This is a genomic window from Chryseobacterium sp. PvR013 (genome assembly GCF_017833095.1).
In the GTDB taxonomy this organism is placed as follows: Bacteria; Bacteroidota; Bacteroidia; order Flavobacteriales; family Weeksellaceae; genus Chryseobacterium; species Chryseobacterium culicis_A.
In genome coordinates this window covers 5492528-5513459 of sequence record NZ_JAFIBT010000001.1, presented here as the reverse complement: position 1 = coordinate 5513459, position 20932 = coordinate 5492528, and the positions used below count along the sequence as shown (strand labels likewise).

Here is a 20932-nt window from a genome sequence, read left to right as displayed (position 1 = left end):
ATAAATTCAAACCTGTTAATAAATATTTTATCATGCTTATTTCTCTACAGTAAGAAAAGAAATTTCCAAAGAAATCTCTTTTCTTAAAAATCACTTTTGAACTGTTTTATAACTTTCTATCAACCTTATAAATTCCGCTCGATAGCCTTCTTCATCTTTATTTTTGCCTTGTTTGGCCAGGTTTTCAATATCAGAAAGGTCTTTTTTCGTAATCAGTTCAGAATTCCTTAGTACCAGTCCGAACCATGCTACTGAAGAAGCAAATTTAAAATCAGGGCTTGCTGAAGATAATCTGTTGTCAGCATTTTTAACAACCTGACTTATTTCACGGCTGGTATCTCCATCAGGTTTTTTATATCTGAATTTTATCGTAGCCAGTTCATCTCCAAATTCTTTCGAAGAGGTGTTCTGGGTATATTTCAGATCATTGTTCATGGGAATAAAGTGTGATTTTACATCTGCTGGAATCACCTCATACAAAGCAGTTACTGTATGCCCGCTTCCTAATTCTCCTGCATCAATTTTATCGTTGATAAAGTCTTCATTTCTCAGTTTTCTGTTTTCATATCCTATTAAACGGTAAGATTTTACCAATTTAGGATTGAATTCAATCTGAATCTTTACATCTTTGGCTATGGCATACATACTTCCTGCAAATTCTTTCCCTAAAAATTTATTGGCTTCCTGCATATTATCAATATAGGCATAATTTCCATTGCCTTTATCTGCAAGGGTTTCCAAGGTGTTATCTTTATAATTTCCCATTCCAAAACCTAAACATGTTAAAAAGACTCCTGATTTTCTTTTATCTTCAATCAGCGTTTGAAGATCTGAAGTGGAAGACATTCCAACATTGAAATCTCCGTCTGTAGCAATAATAACACGGTTGTTACCTTCTTTCACAAAATTTTCCTGTGCTAATTTATAGGCCAGCTCAATTCCTTCTCCTCCTGCAGTACTTCCTCCCGCCTGAAGGTGATCCAAAGCTTCAATAATCTTATCTTTTTCTCCAGCTGACGTAGGTGGCAGCACCATCCCTGCGCTTCCTGCATATACTACAATTCCCACTTTATCTTTAGGTCTAAGCTGGTTCAGCAAAACTTTAAAGGAAGACTTCAACAATGGCAATTTGTTTTCTTCATCCATTGACCCTGAAACATCGATAAGGAAAACAAGATTGGATACAGGCAGATGATCCATCGGGATATTTTTTCCCTGAAGTCCTATTTTAAGCAATTTATGCAGTGGATTCCATGGGGAGTCGCTGTATTCTGTATTGATCGAGAAAGGTTCTCCGTTTTTAGGCTGAGGATAATCATATTTAAAGTAATTAACCATTTCTTCGATTCTTACAGCATTTTTATCAACTGCCTGTCCATTATTAATCATTCTTCTTACATTGGAATAAGAAGCATTATCAACATCAATAGAGAAAGTAGATAATGGCTGGCTGCGAGTTAGTTCAAAAGGATTTTCAATAAAAGCATCATAGCTTTCATTATTTTGTGTAACCGGCGTAATCTGCTGTTGACTATTAATTTCATCCTGCAGCTTTTTCAGTTTTTTTCTTTCTCTTCTTGAAAGATCTTTGGTAGTCACTACAATAACTCCATTTGCTGATCTGCTTCCATAAAGTGCTGCAGCTGTGTTTTCTTTTAAAAGAATAACGCTTTCAATTTTGTTAGGATCTAATTTTCTGAAAATCTCCTCATTTGTCAGTATTCCGTTTACAATAACCAGTGCTTTATTTCCTGCTGTTACAGAAGATGTTCCTCTAATCCGCAGCTGATTGTCATTAATATATCCCTGAGTGATATTACTCCCCAGATTTCCTCCAGATGTACTGATTTGTATCCCTGCTACTTTTCCCTGCAACGATTGATAAACCGTAGCCTGGGGTAAGTTGCTGACAGAGGTGCTTGTAACTGTACTGGATGCTGTCACAGAACTTCTTTTAACTTTTTTTGAATATCCCATTACCACCACTTCTTCAATTTCTTTTGTTTTTAAAGTATCACTGTATATCGATGGTGAAGGTATCAATATTTTACCGGGAGCTTCTACTTGTGATATACCATGAGTAGCTCTTAATATATAGGGATCTACGGGTTCAACAAGTGTAGGCTGGTGAGCAATAGGACTCGGTAAAGACAACTCTTCTTTTCTGATTTTATCTTTTATTTTCCGATCTATTTTCGCAATATCCGTTTGGGTAATCGGACCTCTTGAAGTTGTATTTTCTGCAATGACAGGTTTTAAAGGCTCTGCAGTTTCTTTTTTATTCATAAAATAAAGGGCACCTAAACCAATCACCAGGCTTGCAGCAATACCATACGGCAGCCAAAGAGGAATCATTCTCTTTTTTTCTTCTTTTTTATCTAATTTTTCTTCAATCTTAACCCATACTTTTTCAAAACCAGGAAAAACGGTTGGTTCTTCAGAAAGCTTAGAGGCTTCATTGAATTGTTGATCTATATGATTATTTTCCATTGTTGTAAAAGTTTAAATGTTTTGATTCACTAAAAGTTCCTGCAGCTTTTTTCGTGCAAAATTGAGCTGGGATTTTGATGTACCCTCGCTGATGGAAAGCATGGTTGCAATTTCCTTATGGGGATATCCTTCAATAGCGAAAAGATTAAAGATGGCTCTGCAGCCTTCCGGGAGAAAATTCAGTAAACTGAGAATATCTTTTTCCAGAGAAAGATTTTCTGTGGTTCCCTCGGAATGATCAATGAAGTTTTCTTCCAGGGAAATAAAGAGTCCTTTATTGGTTCTTAATTTCTGCAGGCATTCGTTTACTGTTATTTTTCTAGCCCAGGCTTCAAAGGTTTCGGGGTTCTGAAGCTGAGTAATTTTCGTGAAAATTTTATAGAACGTATCAGCCAATACTTCTTCTATATCTTCATCGTTTTTCAAATAGCGTCTGCAGACTGCGTAAAGCCTGCCCGCCATTTTTTCGTAAACCTTCCGCTGGGCATTGCGGTCGCTACGCTGGCATTCCAATAATAATTCTTGTTCCATAGTCAGGAGTTATATTATTATAGATGCATAAACTTTTCCAGGGGTTGGAAACATGGTCAACTTTTTTATTAAAATATCGAGAAAGTCAATTTTCAGATCAGCCATTTGATATTTTTTTCATTTCAAATTTAACTTTTCCATCTGTAACAAATCTCTATTATCAACGACTATTAATACAAATAATCTTTTTATAGTAATGAAAAATGCCAAAATTGCATCATTACTTTTTGTTTTGTCTGCAGGAAGTATGATGTTTGCCCAAGATGACTTGATTAACAAGTTAAAAAACAACCAATCTCAAAATGCTAATTTTCAGTTCACGACGTTAAAAGACGTTGGCGCAACTTCTGTAAAAAACCAGGGTTCATCAGGAACTTGCTGGAGCTACTCCGGAAATTCTTTCCTTGAATCTGAAATGCAGAGAATGGGCAAAAAACCTGTAGATCTTGCCGAAATTTTTACAGCAAGAAATTCTTACCATGATAAAGCAAAATTATATGTTTTGAATAATGGCGCAATCAGCTGGGGTGACGGAGGAGAGCTTCACGATGTCATTAATATGTACAAGAAGTACGGAGCAGTTCCTCAGGATGCGTATACAGGATTAAAATCGGGACAGACTACCAACAACTTCAAGGAAATGCAAGGGAAACTGAAGCCGGTTCTTGACAGCCTTGTTCAAGCTTCTTCAAAAGGGAAACTGACCGATAACTGGATGGATTCTGTAGATGCAATTCTTGATGAGTATTTAGGAAAAGTACCTGCTAACTTTACGTATGAAGGGAAAAACTATACTCCTAAAACATTTGCTAAGGAAGTAGTAGGAATCAACCCTGAAGATTATGTAGAATTATCTTCTTACAAAGATTATGCATATTATGAGAAATTTGTAGTTCCCATTCCTGATAACTGGAGCCACGATTCTGACTGGAATATTCCGATGAAAGATCTTACAGCAATCATTGACAATGCAGTAACTAAAGGATATTCTGTAGGTTGGGCAACTGACGTTTCCGAACCTTATTTCTCTTACAAAAACGGGGTAGCTTACGTTCCGGACATGGATCTTGATCAAATTACAGCAGAGAATAAGCAGACTTTGTTCACAGAGCCTAAAAAAGATAAAACCATTACTGAAGACATGCGTCAGAAAGCCCTTAACAATCTTTCTACAACGGATGACCACGGTATGCACATTGTAGGTTTGGCAAAAGACCAGACGGGTAAAGAATATTATATGGTGAAAAACTCATGGGGTGTAACCAATGATTTTGCCGGATATCTTTATGTAACAAGACCTTATGTTGAATATAAATCAACGGCAATTCTTGTTCACAAAAATGCCATCCCAAAAAACATTTTAAAGCAACTGAAACCAACGAAGAACATTGGTTTGTAAGAAAAGAAATCATTTCTGCCATTTTTAAAGGGCAGTTTTAGATATTTAAATCTGTTAAAACCCGCTCCCGGAAATTCCGGAGCGGGTTTGTTTTTATTCTGAAGTATTTCTTTCCATGAGAGGTATTTATATAAATTCACATTGGAATATAAACTCTTGTCTGGCTTCCAAAAAATATTATATTTGTATAAATCAACAAATTATTACCTATGAAAAATTTAAGAAAATTATTAAAGTCAGATTTAAAGAGCATCATTGGAGGAAATGCTCCGGAATGTCCGGAAGGAACTACAGCTTGCTATATTCCAGGCAGCAACGGAATTCCTCCCCGCTGGAGATGTGTTCAGGATTCTATAGGCTGTCCATAGACTTATAAAAATCGGCTTTCAGGAAATCCTGAAAGCCGATTCTTTAATAAATAGGTGAAAATTAAATATAAAATAAAGTGAATTATGCTGATTTAATACCAGACAGAATTGTCAATTCAGCTTCACAAGTCAATAAATTATGCTGTTAAAAAATTGACCGCGGAAGTGAATTCACCATTCCTTATTGATATTAAAATAAAACGCCCATACTTTCTGCTGAGAAATCCAGAAGAGCTTCAGTGTTTCCTTCTTTGATCTTCTGTACCCATTGGTGATCCTGTAAAATGGCTCTTCCTACTGCAACAAGATCAAATTCTTCATTATCAAGTCTTCTGATCAGTTCTGTAAGATCTGTTTTTTCTGTTCCCTCACCAGCAAATGCATTAAGAAAATCTCCGTTCAAGCCTACAGAACCTACTGTAATGGTTGGCTGTCCGGTAATTTTTTTAGCCCATCCTGCAAAGTTTAAATCAGAACCTTCAAATTCCGGTTCCCAGAAACGACGCTGTGAACAGTGGAAAATATCTACACCAGCTTCTTTTAAGGGTAATAGCCAGTCTTCCATTTCATTAGGAGTAAATGCCAGTCTGGTTTTATAATCCTGCTGTTTCCATTGTGAAAGACGGATAATAATGGTGAAATCCTCTCCTACTGCCGCTCTGATAGCTTTTACAACTTCTACAGCAAATCTGCTTCTCTCTTTTAGTGTTTTACCTCCGTATTCGTCAGTCCTTGTATTGGTAACTTCCCAGAAAAACTGATCAATAAGATAACCATGTGCTCCATGGATTTCAATACAATCGAAACCAAGATCTTTTGCTGATTTTGCAGAAGCTGCAAACTGTGCAATGGTATCCTGAATATCTTCAATCGTCATTGTTGAAGCTTTTTCCATTTGAACTAACGGATAGTCTTCCGACATTCTTGTATCTCCTACATGCCAGATCTGAGGACCCATTTTACCTCCATTCTGATGTACAGTATCGATTACATTTTTCCAGCCGTTTAAAGCTTCTGTTCCATAGAAATCCGGGATATTCTGCAGGTTTTTTGATCCTGGTCTGTTAATCACAGTTCCTTCAGAAAGAATTAATCCTACTTCTGAAGCAGCTCTCCTTCCGTAATAGTCTGCAATATTCTGAGTAGGAACTCCATTGTCAGATTGTGCTCTGGTCATAGGAGCCATTACTATTCTATTTTTAAGCTGTAGATTCTTGTATTGAAACGGTTTAAATAATGATGATGTGCTCATATTTAAATTTACATTTTATAATTGTTACACAAAGTAACTAATAATAGTTCACTTTTGTATCTTTTATTAAAAAAATAGTGGTAACTTCGCAGTAACTTACATTAGTAACATCAAAGTAACGTATGAAACTTTGGTTTTATATGCTGTTTAAAATAAAGATCTCCTTATGAAAAAGAATGAATTGATGCAATACAGCTGCCCTCTGGGCAAGGCAATGGCCGCTTTGGGAAGCAAATGGAAGCCCATTATTGTTCTTGTTATTAAAGACAGGAAGTTACGTTTCGGGGAACTGGCAGTACGCATTAATGTCATTTCCAGAAAGGTCTTGACTGATCAATTGAGGGAGATGGAAACGGACGGACTGGTTATCCGTGAAGAGTTTAAAGAACTACCTCCACGAGTGGAATATTCTCTCACAGAAAAAGGATTGGCTTTATTACCTATTCTATATTTACTGGAAGAGTGGGAAGCTAAATATCAGGTGAAAGGACAGCATGAAGATAAAGATTGTTCTTTTTTGAATGAAGATATAAAAAATAAAAAAGCTGTCAATGTTTGATGGCTTTTTGCTTTTTAAAACAATTCTGAGCATTATTTATTAATTATCCGGCTTACTTTTTATAAATAAGGATAAAATAAAAAATGTAATTAAAAACATAATAAACTGAATCAATAATACAGGCCATATACTTGGATCGGCATATCTACATCCGAAACTCAAAATTGAGACAGGAAATGTTACTATTAAAGCATATAAAGTCCATTCACCATATAATAGATCACTGCCATAAGCTGAACATACTGCCAATGTTCCGGTTCCTACATATAATATCGAAATAATGAGCGCCCATTTTCTCGACTTCAAAAATGAAGTTATTTCTTTCATGTTTTATTTAATATAATTAAGCACTTTCAAAAAGGTAAGTATATAACGAAAAGGTAAGCATATAGGTTCAAAGCTATTTCTGATGCAAATTTGCAGAAAATATTTCACTATGAATTACAAAGAAATTGCAAAAGAAACCATTGGAAACCTATACAAAACCCACAACAGCATCCGAAAATCCGGTATTGATGAAAAACTGATTGCTTTGGTAGAACTTCGTGTCTCACAAATCAATGGCTGTGCCTATTGCTGCAGCTATCATGCTAAAGAATTATCTGATTTTGGCTTTGAACAGGATGTCATCAACAGACTTCCGGGCTGGAAACACACCAATGCATTCAATGATCAACAAAAGCTTGTTTTAGAATGGGCTGAAGCTCTCATTGACAGTAAAGATGACTGGCAACATATCAAAACAAAACTAACGAAGCAATTTACGGAAAGAGAAATTGTAGAGCTTACTGCAAGCATTACCTTGATGAATACGTTGAATAAGTTGAGGATTACTTTGGCTGAGGGAGATTAATCAAGAAGGAGCTATAAATCTATGGCTGTTTTTATTTTTGAATAGATAATTTATTAAGCTTTATTTGAACACTTTCATGGTAATCGCCATTAAGATAATATACAAATCCTTTCTCTATCACAGCTTTTGAACCTGCTGTAGGAATTGAATCTTTGTATTTAAAATAAAGGGTATCATTTTTTAAGCTATAACTTCCGCTGTACACATCGTTGTCCCGCATCATTCCATGAGAAATGAATTCGAAACTGTTATCATCATACATTTTCAAATAAATCCAGCCTAAAGGAGCTTCTCTGTCTGCCAGTAAAACTTCTTTTTTATTCGCTTTCTTACAACCTATAATTATTAATATTAAGATCAAATATAAGAATCTAATTTTCATGGTTTATCACTGAAGGATTCAAGTAAATATAAACAAAAAAACCGCTCCCAAAAGGAAGCGATTTTAAAATGTATCTAAAATCCCAATTAGAATATTGCAGGATATTTCTGAGGATTTGTTTCATTAAACATTGCGTAGATTTTTTCTACCATATCATCTGTAGACGGCTTGCTGAAGTAGTCACCATCACTTGCATAGGCAGGTCTGTGATCATTGGCAGAAATCGTCAACGGATCTGAATCCAGGTATCTGAATGCTTTTTGTTTTTCAAGGATCTGCTGTAAGATAAATCCTGTAGTACCTCCTTCCACATCTTCGTCAATCACTACTAATCTGTTGGTTTTCTTAACACTTTCAGCAATTTCGTGAGATAAATCGAAAGGAATTAATGACTGGATATCAATCACTTCTGCAAAAATTCCCAGTTTTTCCAATTCGTTAGCTGCTTCCGTTACAATTCTCCATGTAGAACCGTAAGTTACCAACGTAACGTCTTTTCCTTCTTTTGTTACTTCAATCTTCCCTACAGGCACAGTGAAATCACCTAAGTTATCAGGCTGTTTTTCTTTTAATCTGTATCCGTTCAGACATTCTACGATGATCGCAGGTTCGTCCGTCTGAAGCATTGTATTGTAGAATCCAGCAGCTTTCGTAAGGTTTCTAGGGACAAGAACCAAAATACCTTTTGAAAGGTTAAGAATACCTGCCATTGGAGAACCTGAATGCCAGATTCCTTCCAGTCTGTGACCTCTTGTTCTGATGATCAATGGCGCTTTCTGACCACCTTTTGTTCTGTAATGTACAGTTGCAAGATCATCACTCATTCCCTGCAGACAGTAAAGAACATAGTCTAAGTACTGGATTTCCGCGATAGGTCTCAATCCTCTCATTGCCATACCAATCCCCTGTCCAAGGATCGTTGCTTCACGGATTCCTGTATCAGCGATACGTAAAGCACCGTATTTCTCCTGCATTCCTTCCAATCCCTGGTTTACGTCACCGATATTTCCGGTATCTTCTCCAAAGATTAAGGTTTCAGGATATTTTTCAAATATTTTATCAAAGTTGTTTCTGATTACGACTCTTCCGTCTACATCTTCAGAACTGTCAGAATATACAGGCTTAATTTCCTGAATATTTTCTGCTTTCCACTCAGACTGAGAGTATAAGTGAGAAGAATAGTTGTCCTTTTCAACAGCAGAAACTTCATTGTACTTCTGCATCAGTTGATTTCTTTCTGCAGAGTCTGTCCCTCTTGTTGCCAGTAATGCTTTTCTTACCAAATGGAAGATATCTTTCTTCGCTTTTGAAACCAACTTATTGAAGTTAGCAATATATGTTTCCACTTCAGCATTCTGACCTTTAAGATTTTCTACTAAAGGTAAGATAGACTGGATAAGCTCTGAAATTGCTTTCTGATAGTTTTCCCAAGCTGCCTTCTGTCCTGTTTTTGCTGCCTTCTTCGCTTCCTCATCAATAGCGTCTAATTCTTCAGCCGTAGCAATCACTTCTTCTTTTCCATCAATATCGATAGAATAGTTCAGGATCCACTCTTTGAATTTTGCCAGACCGTCATATTCAGCTTCCCAAGCCAGACGCTCTTCGTTTTTATATCTTTCATGAGATCCGGATGTAGAGTGTCCCTGAGGCTGCGTAACATCAATTACATGCACTACTACCGGTACACTTTCTGTTCTTGCGAAATGTTCTGCCTTAGCATAAGCCTCTAATAATGCAGGATAATCCCATGCTTTCACTTGGATAATCTCACATCCCTGATTTTCTCCTTCTTTTCTTTGGAAACCGCTTAGCATTTCACTGATATCAGCTTTTGCTCTCTGGTTTTTAGTAGGCACTGAAATTCCGTATCCGTCATCCCAGATTGAAACAATCATAGGAACCTGAAGAGCACACGCCGCATTAAGCGTTTCCCAGAAATGTCCTTCTGCTGTAGAGGCATCCCCAATAGTTCCGAAAGCAATTTCGTTACCTTCTCTTGAGAATTTTTCAGAACCTTCAAATTTTACGCTTTTATAAATTGTAGAAGCCTGAGCCAATCCCAATAATCTTGGCATTTGTCCGGCTGTAGGAGAAATATCTGAAGAAATATTTTTCTGAGCTGTTAAGTCTTTCCAGCTACCATCTTCATTTAAACTTCTTGTTGCAAAATGCCCGTTCATCTGTCTTCCAGCTGAAGCAGGTTCTCTTTCCACGCTTGTATCTGCATACATCTGTGCAAAGAAACTTTCTACTGTTAAGGCATCTATTGCCAATGCAAAAGTCTGATCCCTGTAATATCCTGAACGGAAGTCTCCATTTCTGAAAACTTTCGCCATTGCAAGCTGAGGAAGTTCTTTACCATCCCCAAAAATTCCAAATTTAGCTTTTCCCGTAAGAACTTCTCTCCTTCCGAGATAAGACATTTCACGAGAGATCCTTCCTAACCTGTAGTCTTCAAGTATTTGATTTTTAAAATCTTGAAAGGATATTTGCTGTGTTTCAATATAGGTTGTTTGCATAGCTAAGTAAAAAAGTTTTTTAATCTTCAAGTATTTTGCTAATATACACTTTTTAAATTAATTTTAATTTTTAATAATCTTTTTTAAAAATTTGATAATAAAAAAAATTGTGCTTTATTTTGAAAAAAATTGTAAATGATGGAGAAAAAGTCACCTCACATTTTGAATGCTTCAAGCAATCTTTTAGGGTTTTCGTTGATTATTATTACCTCATTGAAAATCTCTAAGATCAGTCAGAGTACGTATTTGGATGAATTTGCAGGATTTGCCTGTATTCTTTTTGCCTGCAGCTGCTTCTTTTCTTTTCTGGCGATCAGAACAAGAAATACAAAGCGGGAATACACGTTTGAGAATATTGCGGATTATTTATTTTTAATCGCTTTATTTTGTATAGTTCTAGCTGTTATTATTGTAACCCTAAAAATTATTTAATTTAAAATTTTCGCTCAATTACATAATCCAGCATAATATGTAACGATTTTCTTGCTTCAGAATCCGGAAATTCATTCAGAATGTTTTTCGCTTTCTGCTGGAAATCTTTCATGACCGTAATGGCATATTCCAACCCACCGGAGCTTTTAACAAATTCTATAAGCTCTTTTACACGTTTGGGATTGTTATTATAACGTTTTATGGTATCGAAATAGTACTTTCTATCCTTTTCGCTGGCTACTTTCAGGGTATGAATTAAAGGAAGAGTCATCTTCTGTTCTTTAATATCAATTCCTACCGGCTTACCAATCACGTTTGAACTTAAATAATCAAAAAGATCATCTTTGATCTGAAATGCCATCCCGGTAAAGGTTCCAAAATCCATCATTTTTTTGGCAAGAGCCTCATCTGCATTGTTGGAAAGAACACCTATTTCACAGCATGCTGCAATCAGCGTCGCTGTTTTCTGGCGGATAATTTCATAATACACATCTTCAGTGATATCCAGCTTTCTGGCCTTTTCCAGCTGAAGAAGTTCTCCTTCGGACATTTCACGGATCGTTCTGGAAATCACTCCAAGCAGGTCATAATCTTTATGGTCTGTAGATAGTAAAACCGATTTTGATAAAAGATAATCTCCCACCAAAACCGCAATCTTATTTTTCCACAGTGCATTGATTGAAAAGAAATTACGACGTTTAAAGCTTTCATCCACCACATCATCATGTACCAGAGTAGCGGTGTGGATCAGCTCAATCATAGAAGCACCACGATAGGTTTTTTCCGTCACTTCACCCACCAGTTTGGCACAAAGAAACACAAACATAGGACGCATCTGCTTTCCTTTGGTGGTAACAATAAAACGGGTTACTTTATCTAATAAAGCTACTTTACTCTGCATTGATTCATAAAACTTCTGTTCAAAAAGTTTCATTTCATCATTGATCGGTCGTTTAATCTCTTCTACTGTATTTGCCACAATCTGCGAATGCTGGGTGAATAATTATTAATTCTCACAAAGATAATTTTTTTCGCTCAATTTTAAGATAAAATTAATCTTTGAGTTGATCTTTCGGAATAAAATAAAAAGAGGGTTTTGTAGTTCCCAACGGAGATCTGAACTTTTCTCCGGAGATATACATTCCTGTTTCATCTACACTTATTCCTTCAATCTGTGACAGGGAAAGTGCTGTTCCAAGGTAATAATGTTTGGGTTTTTCTTTAAAAAATATCCCGGGCTCCGTCTCTGTAAAGATGTCTAAAAAGACTTCTGTTTTCTTGGTATATCCTATTAAATAAAGCTTTTTATCAAAATAAGAGGCATCTGTAACCACAAAACCTGTAGTATAGACTTCTATTTTTTCTGCCTTTTGCAGTTCTGAAATTTCAGGATCTACGATATAGTGTGAGGTTGCTTTTGAAGCCCATTCTTTGGTAAATACATGCAGCTTTCCATTTAAATAGATCATGGCTTCTGCATCGAAATCATTTTTTGTATTTTTAGAGGTAAAATCAGTCTGTTCCGGATAATAAAAAAGAATTCTTGTTCCATCCAAAGCTCTTTCTGAACCGGGAATTTTAATGGTATTAGCTGTATCAATACGTCCGTAAGGAACTTTATAGATCATCAGATCTTTCCTGGTTCCCGCATTATTTCCGAAATCTCCGATATAAAAATTTTTCCCATCATTGGCCAAAGCCTCCCAGTCTGTATTGATTACATTGGTTTTCAGTGTTCTGATAATTTCGCCACTTTTTTTATCAATTTCAAAAAGTTCAGCAGCATTTCCACTATCATTGAATGTGTACAGCTTTCCATTTAAAATATTCAGTCCTGAGGTTTCCTCAATTTTATCATCAAGATAACCTACTCTGTATTTTTTTATTTTCAGAAAGTCAGTCCGCTGTGAAAATGCAGACTGGAAGACAAAAAGAGCAACAATCAGAAGAAATTTTTTCATAGGACAAAAATAGGGTTTTATTGTGAGCTAGTGAATTGGAGAGCTAGAGGGCTTGAGAGTGAGTATGAGAGATTTCGGGATGTGATTTTGAGATTTTGAGGATGAAATGGTTCATTTGCAAATTACTTGGCTCTTTTATCTGTTATCTTTTATCTGTTACTTTCAACTTTTGCTATCATCTTGACTAGTCCTAAATAAGCGTTACATATTAATAGGATAAAAATACTAATATTTATTATATAGTTGTTGGGTTTTCCCGACAACTATATTTGTTTTTATACGTTCTTATTTTTACACTATTTTGTTTGTGCATCTGCTCCGGTGTTTTCATATAACACGACCAATGTGGTCTTTTGGTATTATAAATGTGAACTGCATCTTCTACCAATAGCTTCATTGTCTGTATATTTACCTGATAATCTTCTAATAAGAACTCTTGCTTGAGTATTCCGTTTACTCTTTCTGCAATAGCATTTGCATAAGGATCATAGCTTTCAGTCATTGAGGGTCTGATATTTTTCTTTTTCAATATTTTTTGATAAACATGACTGCAATATTGTAACCCTCTGTCGGAATGATGAATTAAGCTTTTTTTATAATTTCTTCTCTTTATAGCCATATTCAGGGCCCGCAGAGATCCCTCAGTTGCCAAACTATTAGAAAGGTCATATCCCATTATTTTCTTAGAATAAGCATCTGTAACCAAAGCCAGATAGCAATTCCTGTCTCGCCCTCCAATATAAGTGATATCTGAAACCCATACTTGTTCCGGCTGTTCCAATGGCATATTTTCTATTAGATTCTTATGCTTTCTGAATCGATGATGGGAATTGGTGGTTATTCGATAGTTTCTTTTGGGTTTTATGAGCATATGATTGGCTCTGAGTATGCTGAAAAGTTTATCTCGTCCCACATGTAATGTATGCAGAGAGTCCGCCAGCATATGATAGATCTTTCTTGTACCCACACGAGGCATCATCAAACGCAGGTTATTGACCAGTGTAATCACTTGGTCAGCCCGGGCTTGTTTTTGATCTCTAAGCCAAAAGCTTCGATAATAGTGCTGTCGGTTGATCCCGACCAATCTACAAAGATAACTTATCGTTTTTTTTGTTTCTTTGCTGAGATGCTGGATTGATCGGGAAAGGAGTTTTTTCTTACCGGAATCAAATATTCTTCCTCCGCCAGGTCTATCAATTTATCCAAAATAGCGGCTTTGTCTTCCGATTCCGTTAAACGGGTTTCAAGATATTCGTTATGACGTTCCAGACGTTTTAACTTCTCTTCCAGCTCTTTAATCTTTTGTTCAGGTGTTTGCATAGCTTTATGTTGGGAGCGGTTGTCTATATCAAAGGTACCATATTTTCTTCGCCATTCCGTTATAGTGCCGTGACCTTGAATACCATACTTACGCATTGCTGCACGATTGCCAATACTGCCACTCTCTACTTCTTTTACTACCGCCAATTTAAAGGAGACGCTGTAATCCTTTTGGCTACGTTTTACATACTGATTGTGAAATGATTCCATAAAATTACTTTTTTTGTGTAACGCTATGTTAGGACGAGACATCTTCCTAAAATAGAAAAGCGGACTAAAATAGCCCGCTTTTCCCTTAGATTTCTATTGATTTTAAATCAAAAGTTAAGCAGATTTCTGCTCTTTCTGATTTAGCTGTTGTTCTTTCTTTTTAGCCTGTTTTGCAAAATACTCTTTCTGGTATTGCTTTACTGTTTTTCCGGTTCCGTCATGTCTCCATCCCGGTGAATTGAAAATATAATTAATTCTGTCTGTGAATTTTAATCCCGGCTGCTTCAGATCTTTCCAGATTTTTCTCCATTCATAAAAAAGAACCGTATCCGGTCTGTTATCGGGCATTTTAGGATATATTCCGTATTTTACAGGAATATTGGGATCTTCTTTCTGAAAGGTTCCGAATATTTTATCCCAAATAATCAGACACATCCCCATATTTTTATCCAGATATTTTACATTGCATGCATGATGTACACGATGGTGAGAAGGAGTCACCAGGATATATTCTAAAAATCCCATTTTCTTCACGGTCTGTGTATGCACCCACGTCCCGTACACCTGCCCAATAGCGTATGCCACCATAATATGCCATGGATTAAATCCTAAAAATGCGAGTGGTGAAAAATACAAATATCTGTAAAGCGGCTGTAGTACAGGGCTTCTGAATCCTGTGGTAAGGTTAAAATATTCTGAACTGTGGTGCGTAATATGAACTGCCCAGAATGCTCTGGAACGGTGATCCACATAATGCAGCACATAATAGGCAAAATCTGTGATGATAAAGCATGCCAGCAGATACCATATACTAAGATCCCATGAAAGAAGTCTGTGATTGTAAAAGAAAAACATTACGCCCATGGCAAATGCCTTCATGATAAGGTCAAGACCAAAATTCATCAATGCCAGATAAACATTGGTAGCCAGATCTTTTCCACTATAGAGCTTAGCTTCTGAAACGTGACTGTAAATCATTTCAGCTAAAATAACAGTAGCATGCAGCGGGATAGCCCATGCATACACATTTTCCAGCCCATCCTCGCTCATTAAAAAATCCATCATCACAAAATAATTTGTGCAAAGGTAGGGTTTTAGCCTATGTTTTAAGAAAACCTTAGGCTTTTTTTAAGGAAATTTTAATCTGTTGTTTTGTTGGCCAACTGTCCGCAAGCTGCATCAATATCACCTCCACGGCTTCTTCTGACCATTACAGTAACCCCTGCATTTTCAAGCTGTCGGATATAATTTTCTTCTGCCTGTTTGTTGCACTGATCATATTTTCCATCCCCGATCGGATTGTATTGAATAAGGTTTACTTTTGAAGGTAACTGTTTGCAGTATTTGATTAAAGCTTTGATATCTTCATCCCCATCATTGATTCCTTTCCAGACACAGTATTCAAAAGTAATGACAGAACCTGTCTTTTGATACCAGTACTGAAGCGCTTCCATAATATCCGTTAACGGGAATTTATCAGAGAAAGGCATGATCTCATTACGCTTTGATTCAATAGCGGAGTGAAGAGATAAAGCAAGCTTCACACGTAATTCATCATCTGCAAGCATTTTGATCATTTTAGGAATACCGGATGTAGAAACGGTAATTCTTCTTGGAGACATTCCCAATCCTTCCGGCTGGGTAATTTTTTTGATAGCTTCCACTACGTTTTTGTAATTCATCATAGGCTCTCCCATACCCATAAATACGATATTGGAAAGTGGTCTGTCGAAATACATTCTGCTCTGGCTGTCAATCAGGGCTACCTGATCTACAATCTCAGCTACTTCAAGGTTTCTCATCCTTTTCAGTCTTGCTGTAGCGCAGAATTCGCAGTTTAATGAGCATCCTACCTGAGAAGATACACAGGCTGTTGTTCTTGTTTCTGTAGGAATAAGAACAGATTCCACCATCAGCCCATCATGAAGTTTCACTCCGTTTTTGATGGTTCCGTCAGAGCTTTTTTGAAGAAGGTCTACGGAAACAGGATTAATGGTATATTCTTCCGAAATTCTCTCACGCAGTGATTTGGAAAGATTCGTCATTTCGTCAATCGAATGGAGGTTTTTACTCCATAACCAGTCATAGACCTGTTTCGCACGAAACGGTTTCTCTCCTAAAGATACGAAATAGTCTTTAAGCTGGTCTAATGATAATATACGGATATCTTTCATTGTAAGGTTGTAGATTATAGGTGGCAGGTGGCAGATAACTACTACCTGCCACCTTTTACCTATTATCTTTTTTAAAGAATTAACATTGCATCACCGTAAGAATAGAATTTATACTTTTCTTTTACGGCTTCTTCATAAGCATGCATGATGAAATCTCTTCCTGCAAATGCAGCAATCATCATAATCAAAGTAGACTTCGGTGTGTGGAAGTTGGTGATCATTGAGTTCGCAACTCCGAAATCGTGAGGTGGATAAATGAATTTATTAGTCCATCCGTTGAAAGCAGAGATTTTTTTGTTTGAAGAAACAGAAGTTTCCAATGCTCTCATAGTAGTAGTACCTACTGCACAAACTCTTCTGTGAGTTTCTACTGCTTTGTTGATAATCGCAGCATTTTTCTCATCAATGATGATCTCTTCAGACTCCATTTTGTGCTTAGAAAGATCTTCTACCTCAATTGGGTTGAATGTTCCTAATCCTACGTGAAGGGTAACTTCAGCAAAATTGATTCCTTTGATCTCTAATCTCTTCATCAAATGTTTAGAGAAGTGAAGACCAGCTGTAGGTGCAGCCACCGCTCCTTCTACTTTAGCATAGATCGTCTGATATCTTTCTGCATCTTCCGGCTCTACTGCTCTTTTGATATATTTTGGAAGCGGAGTTTCTCCCAATTCTTTTAGTTTCGTTCTGAATTCGTCGTAAGAACCGTCGAATAAGAATCTTAATGTTCTTCCTCTTGAAGTCGTGTTATCAATAACTTCAGCTACCAAAGACTCATCTTCTGTGAAGAATAATTTGTTACCAATTCTGATTTTTCTCGCAGGATCTACCAAAACGTCCCAAACTCTGGTTTCTTTATCAAGTTCTCTTAATAAGAAAACTTCAATTTTAGCACCTGTTTTTTCTTTATTTCCGTAAAGACGTGCAGGGAAAACTTTAGTATTGTTGAAGATGAACAAATCTTCTTCATCAAAATAATCCACTACATCTTTGAATAATTTGTGCTCGATAGTTTGTGTTTTTCTATCAAGTACCATTAATCTAGCTTCGTCTCTGTGCTCTGATGGATGTTCTGCTAATAATTCCGCAGGAAGATCAAAATTAAAATCTGATGTTTTCATTTTTTAAATTACGGTTTAAAAATTATTGAAATTACAAGGTGTAATTTTCGGAGTGCAAATATACGACATTGAATACCCCTTTGTCAAGTATTATTTACAATCAAATATAAAACCGTGATTTTACGGGGTTTTTAAAGGCTTAAAAATAGTATTTTTGAGAAAATTAAAATTCAATATGGAATCTGTAAGTAAAATATACTTCATTGATAATCCGTATCCCAATGGTCATAAAATTGAAACATTCAGCTGGAGCGGAAGGATTGATGAGTATGGATCTATCTGGTTTGATTTTCATCTAAAAACTGAAAATTATTATGCCGATGATGAGGAAAACAGTGAGGAAGAAAATGAAGATTTGTCTGACTGGGACTCCAAAATAGTGTTGGGAAATTATCACGCCTGCATATTATCGTCAAATTATTGGGGTGAAGAGAAAGGAATCAGAATTGATAAACCCGGTGAAAAACTGGATTTCGATACTGTTATTAAAAATGATCTTTTCAGCAATGATTTGCCGTCTGAAAAACATTTTGATGACGACAATCTTGCCTTCAATATTTATCTGCTGGGACATGACAGCTGTGCAGGTCATCACATCCGGTTCTTAAAAACAGGTGACCATCAATATGATATCACATGGACAGGTAAAATAGCATTGACCTACGCGGGTGATGAGGAGTTTTCTCATGATTTCAAAGCACAAATCTTCAATGCTGAGTTCGAAGGTTTTCATTATCCCAAAACCTGGTCATTAGAAAAAGCGGCAGAAATATTTAATGCCAAGCTTGCCCGTTTTGAAGACTATGAATTTGTAGATCTGAATCCTAAAAGTAACAAACGGGAATATAAACTCGACAAACTAAGATAATAACATAGTAAAAACAACACATTAAAAATATTATAATGAGTAAATATTCAATAGAAGCATTTATCAACGAGACAAAAGAGAATCCGCAGCAAAGAGATTATTTTGAACTGGAAACAAAACACCTTCTTGAAATCAACCTTAATAATCAGGCGGTATGGACAAAAAAAGGAAGTATGGTAAGTTATGTGGGTAATATCAATTTTGAAAGACAGGGAATGCTGGCTGGAGGAATTGGAAATCTTTTGAAAAAAGCAATCAGTGGTGAAGGAAGCAAACTCATGAAAGCAGAAGGAACCGGAAAATTATATGTAGCCGATTCCGGAAAGAAAGTCCGTATTCTTTATCTGAATAATGAATCAGTTTGTGTAAACGGAAATGACGTTCTTGCCCACGAACAAAGCGTAAAAAGTGATATCACCATGCTGAAAAGCATTGCAGGAATGATGTCCGGAGGTCTTTTCCAGGTAAAGCTTTCAGGTACAGGACATATTGCCATTACCACTCATGGAGATCCGCTGACTTTATTGGTAACTCCCGATACCCCAGTCTTCACTGATCCTAATGCCACTGTTGCATGGTCCGGAAATCTAAGCCCGGAACTGAAAACCAACGTTTCTCTCAAAAGTCTTATTGGCAGAGGAAGCGGAGAAGAATTCCAGATGAAGTTTTCAGGACACGGATGGGTACTGATTCAGCCTTATGAAGAGGTGTATTATATGGAAAAATAAAACAAACAATCCTTAAGAAGTGATTTAGAATTTTCGTAATCATTAAAATTGCATCCAGTGAATACCCTTATAAAACTATTTTTCGTGATCATTCTACTTCCTAATGTAATGATTGCCCAAAAAACAAAGAAAAATTACGAATACCATATAGATCTGCTTCACCTGTCTAATGATGAAGTCCGGGTTTCATTTTCACCTCCAAAGAATAATCTTAAACAAGGTAAGTTTATTATTCCCAAATTGGTTCCCGGATTTTACCAGGCTATGAATTTCGGACAGTATGTTTCTGATTTTACGGCCACCGATAAAAACGGAAAAAAAATCTTAACCGAGCGTTTGGATAAAAACAGCTGGATGGTTCATGATCTTAAGAATGTAAAGAAAATATCATATCAGGTCGCTGATGGATGGGATTCTTTGGAAAAGAATAATCAGGAAGCGAAGTCTCCAGGCACGATGTTTAAAAAAGACAGTGTCTTTGTCATCAATTATAATTCTTTGGTGGGATATTTTGAAGAAATGAAAGGTAATCCCTACCAGATTAAGGTTACAAAAAACAAGGGTTTCTATGCTTCTTCTGCTTTGAATTATCAACAGAAAAATAAAAACACCGATATAGTTTGGGCTAAAGATTACCGCCAATTGGTAGATTCCCCTGTTTTATACTGCGTTCCCGATACTACATGGATCAAAATAGGCCACACCGAAGTACTCGTATCATTTTATAACGATAAAGAGCGTCATTATTCAAAAATAATAGCCCGTGAAATAGAGAATATTTTGAAAAATCAGCAAGCCTATCTGGGCGGAACATTACCGGTCAATAAATACGCTTTTCTGATCTATTATGAATCTTCAAATGAAAATGGATATTTGGGAGACGGATTGGAGCATTCTCATTCTACCCTGTGTCTGTACCGTGCCGGAAGTATGAAATTCCTTCCCCATGCTTTAAACAGAGTGGCTTCTCATGAGTTTTTTCATATCGTTACTCCTCTCAATATTCATTCAGAAGAAATTCAGCATTATGATTTCCTGAACCCTGTCATGTCTAAACATTTGTGGCTATATGAAGGGATGACAGAATATGCTACCATACACATGCCCATCAAACAAAAAATGATCAGCCTGGAAGATTTTGAAAAAAGTCTGGAAGAAAAAATACAGGGCATGAAGGAGTTTGACAATAAACTGTCCTTTACGGAAATGAGTAAAAACTCTATGGAAAGACAAGACCAGTATATGAATTTCTACCAGAAAGGAGCATTGCTCGGAGCGTGTCTGGATATAAGACTAAGGGAACTTTCTCATGGAAAAATGGGAACTCAGGATCTGATGCAGATGCTTATGAAAAAATATGGTGAAGGTAAATATTTCGATGATGACCATCTTTTTGATGAGATTACCAAAATGACTTATCCTGAAATACGCACTTTCTTCAGAGATTTTGTAGAAGGCACCCAACCTATTCCATTGAAAGAATATCTGGAAAAAGCAGGTTTTAATTATGATGAAACCACCGGAAAAGTAACCTCTTTCCCCAATCCGGATTCCAAGCAGCTGGCACTAAGAAAAGCCTGGATCAATCAATAGATTTTTAGATAAAATGGCAAAGAGGCAAAAGGTAAATGAAGATACTCTCCTGCTCACAAACCTTTTCATCCCAAAAACTCTAAAATTCTTTTCCAAGCAATAAATATATACTATCTAGCTTCCTACGGAATGACAAAGTGAGCGGATACATAAAATGCTTAGGTTGTCCATT

General features: G+C 36.4%; 21 protein-coding genes. 8 read left to right on the top strand and 13 right to left on the bottom strand.

Annotation, left to right across the window (positions count from 1 at the left end; all coding sequences use genetic code 11):
- Positions 1 to 90 precede the first annotated feature (90 nt).
- Both JOE44_RS25000 and JOE44_RS24995 read right to left on the bottom strand, forming a co-directional pair.
- Positions 91 to 2490, bottom strand: coding sequence for a VWA domain-containing protein (locus JOE44_RS25000; protein ID WP_209789002.1), 2400 nt, complete (start codon positions 2488 to 2490; stop codon positions 91 to 93).
- A gap of 12 nt (positions 2491 to 2502) precedes the next feature.
- Positions 2503 to 3021, bottom strand: a complete 519-nt coding sequence (locus JOE44_RS24995; RefSeq protein WP_105680822.1) for an RNA polymerase sigma factor — start codon at positions 3019 to 3021, stop codon at positions 2503 to 2505.
- Positions 3022 to 3217: 196 nt separating this feature from the next.
- Between JOE44_RS24995 and JOE44_RS24990 the strand changes: the two genes are divergently transcribed.
- Complete coding sequence (locus JOE44_RS24990) at positions 3218 to 4420, top strand: C1 family peptidase (protein ID WP_105680823.1); 1203 nt, start codon at positions 3218 to 3220, stop codon at positions 4418 to 4420.
- A gap of 209 nt (positions 4421 to 4629) precedes the next feature.
- Positions 4630 to 4788: a hypothetical protein gene (locus JOE44_RS24985; RefSeq protein ID WP_209789000.1), complete on the top strand. Its 159-nt coding sequence runs from the start codon at positions 4630 to 4632 to the stop codon at positions 4786 to 4788.
- A gap of 190 nt (positions 4789 to 4978) precedes the next feature.
- On the opposite strand, the gene JOE44_RS24980 is transcribed toward JOE44_RS24985, so the two are convergent.
- Entirely contained in the window at positions 4979 to 6040 is a 1062-nt protein-coding gene (locus JOE44_RS24980) for an NADH:flavin oxidoreductase (protein WP_209788998.1), read from the bottom strand.
- A gap of 166 nt (positions 6041 to 6206) precedes the next feature.
- On the opposite strand from JOE44_RS24980, the gene JOE44_RS24975 reads away from it, so the two are divergent.
- Positions 6207 to 6599: a helix-turn-helix domain-containing protein gene (locus JOE44_RS24975; protein WP_079242396.1), complete on the top strand. Its 393-nt coding sequence runs from the start codon at positions 6207 to 6209 to the stop codon at positions 6597 to 6599.
- Between the two features lie 39 nt (positions 6600 to 6638).
- Here JOE44_RS24975 and JOE44_RS24970 read toward each other — a convergent pair whose 3' ends face one another.
- Entirely contained in the window at positions 6639 to 6926 is a 288-nt protein-coding gene (locus tag JOE44_RS24970) for a hypothetical protein (RefSeq protein ID WP_209788997.1), read from the bottom strand.
- A 109-nt stretch (positions 6927 to 7035) separates the two neighbouring features.
- Between JOE44_RS24970 and JOE44_RS24965 the strand changes: the two genes are divergently transcribed.
- Positions 7036 to 7452: a carboxymuconolactone decarboxylase family protein gene (locus JOE44_RS24965; protein ID WP_209788995.1), complete on the top strand. Its 417-nt coding sequence runs from the start codon at positions 7036 to 7038 to the stop codon at positions 7450 to 7452.
- Between the two features lie 31 nt (positions 7453 to 7483).
- Here the strand turns inward: JOE44_RS24965 and JOE44_RS24960 are convergent, their stop codons facing one another.
- Positions 7484 to 7834, bottom strand: a complete 351-nt coding sequence (locus tag JOE44_RS24960; protein WP_209788993.1) for a hypothetical protein — start codon at positions 7832 to 7834, stop codon at positions 7484 to 7486.
- 86 nt (positions 7835 to 7920) lie between these two features.
- A complete protein-coding gene (locus tag JOE44_RS24955) occupies positions 7921 to 10353 on the bottom strand; it encodes a thiamine pyrophosphate-dependent enzyme (RefSeq protein WP_209788991.1) in 2433 nt (810 codons plus the stop codon).
- 135 nt (positions 10354 to 10488) lie between these two features.
- Here JOE44_RS24955 and JOE44_RS24950 point away from each other — a divergent pair, with 135 nt between their 5' ends.
- Positions 10489 to 10785: a hypothetical protein gene (locus JOE44_RS24950; RefSeq protein ID WP_245169862.1), complete on the top strand. Its 297-nt coding sequence runs from the start codon at positions 10489 to 10491 to the stop codon at positions 10783 to 10785.
- A gap of 1 nt (position 10786) precedes the next feature.
- Here JOE44_RS24950 and JOE44_RS24945 read toward each other — a convergent pair whose 3' ends face one another.
- The 7 genes from JOE44_RS24945 to queA all read right to left on the bottom strand — a co-directional run bounded on the left by JOE44_RS24945 (position 10787) and on the right by queA (position 17571).
- Positions 10787 to 11764 (bottom strand): polyprenyl synthetase family protein, encoded by a 978-nt coding sequence (locus JOE44_RS24945; protein WP_209788989.1) that lies wholly within the window; start codon positions 11762 to 11764, stop codon positions 10787 to 10789.
- Positions 11765 to 11837: 73 nt separating this feature from the next.
- On the bottom strand, positions 11838 to 12746 hold the full coding sequence (locus tag JOE44_RS24940; RefSeq protein ID WP_209788987.1) for a hypothetical protein: 909 nt from the start codon (positions 12744 to 12746) through the stop codon (positions 11838 to 11840).
- A gap of 235 nt (positions 12747 to 12981) precedes the next feature.
- Positions 12982 to 13830 (bottom strand): IS3 family transposase, encoded by an 849-nt coding sequence (locus JOE44_RS24935; protein ID WP_209785203.1) that lies wholly within the window; start codon positions 13828 to 13830, stop codon positions 12982 to 12984.
- A 14-nt stretch (positions 13831 to 13844) separates the two neighbouring features.
- Entirely contained in the window at positions 13845 to 14276 is a 432-nt protein-coding gene (locus JOE44_RS24930; protein ID WP_209784502.1) for a transposase, read from the bottom strand.
- Positions 14277 to 14390: 114 nt separating this feature from the next.
- The gene (locus tag JOE44_RS24925; RefSeq protein WP_209788985.1) at positions 14391 to 15341 is read right to left on the bottom strand and encodes a sterol desaturase family protein; all 951 of its coding nucleotides are present in this window, start codon (positions 15339 to 15341) and stop codon (positions 14391 to 14393) included.
- Positions 15342 to 15415: 74 nt separating this feature from the next.
- Positions 15416 to 16450 (bottom strand): 23S rRNA (adenine(2503)-C(2))-methyltransferase RlmN, encoded by a 1035-nt coding sequence (gene rlmN, locus JOE44_RS24920; protein WP_209788983.1) that lies wholly within the window; start codon positions 16448 to 16450, stop codon positions 15416 to 15418.
- A 71-nt stretch (positions 16451 to 16521) separates the two neighbouring features.
- Positions 16522 to 17571, bottom strand: coding sequence for a tRNA preQ1(34) S-adenosylmethionine ribosyltransferase-isomerase QueA (queA, locus tag JOE44_RS24915; RefSeq protein WP_079242405.1), 1050 nt, complete (start codon positions 17569 to 17571; stop codon positions 16522 to 16524).
- Between the two features lie 154 nt (positions 17572 to 17725).
- Between queA and JOE44_RS24910 the strand changes: the two genes are divergently transcribed.
- From JOE44_RS24910 to JOE44_RS24900, 3 genes are read left to right on the top strand one after another with little or no spacing between them, the layout of a single operon-like run.
- Complete coding sequence (locus tag JOE44_RS24910; RefSeq protein ID WP_209788981.1) at positions 17726 to 18439, top strand: hypothetical protein; 714 nt, start codon at positions 17726 to 17728, stop codon at positions 18437 to 18439.
- A gap of 35 nt (positions 18440 to 18474) precedes the next feature.
- The gene (locus JOE44_RS24905) at positions 18475 to 19167 is read left to right on the top strand and encodes an AIM24 family protein (RefSeq protein WP_105680833.1); all 693 of its coding nucleotides are present in this window, start codon (positions 18475 to 18477) and stop codon (positions 19165 to 19167) included.
- Positions 19168 to 19224: 57 nt separating this feature from the next.
- Entirely contained in the window at positions 19225 to 20760 is a 1536-nt protein-coding gene (locus JOE44_RS24900) for a hypothetical protein (protein WP_209788980.1), read from the top strand.
- Positions 20761 to 20932 lie beyond the last annotated feature (172 nt).

Bases quoted from the DNA above. Each gene is read 5' to 3' on its own strand.
- JOE44_RS25000 (WP_209789002.1), bottom strand. From the start codon at position 2,490: ATGGAAAATAATCATATAGATCAACAATTCAATGAAGCCTCTAAGCTT.
- JOE44_RS24995 (WP_105680822.1), bottom strand. From the start codon at position 3,021: ATGGAACAAGAATTATTATTGGAATGCCAGCGTAGCGACCGCAATGCC.
- JOE44_RS24990 (WP_105680823.1), top strand. From the start codon at position 3,218: ATGAAAAATGCCAAAATTGCATCATTACTTTTTGTTTTGTCTGCAGGA.
- JOE44_RS24985 (WP_209789000.1), top strand. From the start codon at position 4,630: ATGAAAAATTTAAGAAAATTATTAAAGTCAGATTTAAAGAGCATCATT.
- JOE44_RS24980 (WP_209788998.1), bottom strand. From the start codon at position 6,040: ATGAGCACATCATCATTATTTAAACCGTTTCAATACAAGAATCTACAG.
- JOE44_RS24975 (WP_079242396.1), top strand. From the start codon at position 6,207: ATGAAAAAGAATGAATTGATGCAATACAGCTGCCCTCTGGGCAAGGCA.
- JOE44_RS24970 (WP_209788997.1), bottom strand. From the start codon at position 6,926: ATGAAAGAAATAACTTCATTTTTGAAGTCGAGAAAATGGGCGCTCATT.
- JOE44_RS24965 (WP_209788995.1), top strand. From the start codon at position 7,036: ATGAATTACAAAGAAATTGCAAAAGAAACCATTGGAAACCTATACAAA.
- JOE44_RS24960 (WP_209788993.1), bottom strand. From the start codon at position 7,834: ATGAAAATTAGATTCTTATATTTGATCTTAATATTAATAATTATAGGT.
- JOE44_RS24955 (WP_209788991.1), bottom strand. From the start codon at position 10,353: ATGCAAACAACCTATATTGAAACACAGCAAATATCCTTTCAAGATTTT.
- JOE44_RS24950 (WP_245169862.1), top strand. From the start codon at position 10,489: ATGATGGAGAAAAAGTCACCTCACATTTTGAATGCTTCAAGCAATCTT.
- JOE44_RS24940 (WP_209788987.1), bottom strand. From the start codon at position 12,746: ATGAAAAAATTTCTTCTGATTGTTGCTCTTTTTGTCTTCCAGTCTGCA.
- JOE44_RS24930 (WP_209784502.1), bottom strand. From the start codon at position 14,276: ATGGAATCATTTCACAATCAGTATGTAAAACGTAGCCAAAAGGATTAC.
- JOE44_RS24925 (WP_209788985.1), bottom strand. From the start codon at position 15,341: ATGATGGATTTTTTAATGAGCGAGGATGGGCTGGAAAATGTGTATGCA.
- rlmN (WP_209788983.1), bottom strand. From the start codon at position 16,450: ATGAAAGATATCCGTATATTATCATTAGACCAGCTTAAAGACTATTTC.
- queA (WP_079242405.1), bottom strand. From the start codon at position 17,571: ATGAAAACATCAGATTTTAATTTTGATCTTCCTGCGGAATTATTAGCA.
- JOE44_RS24905 (WP_105680833.1), top strand. From the start codon at position 18,475: ATGAGTAAATATTCAATAGAAGCATTTATCAACGAGACAAAAGAGAAT.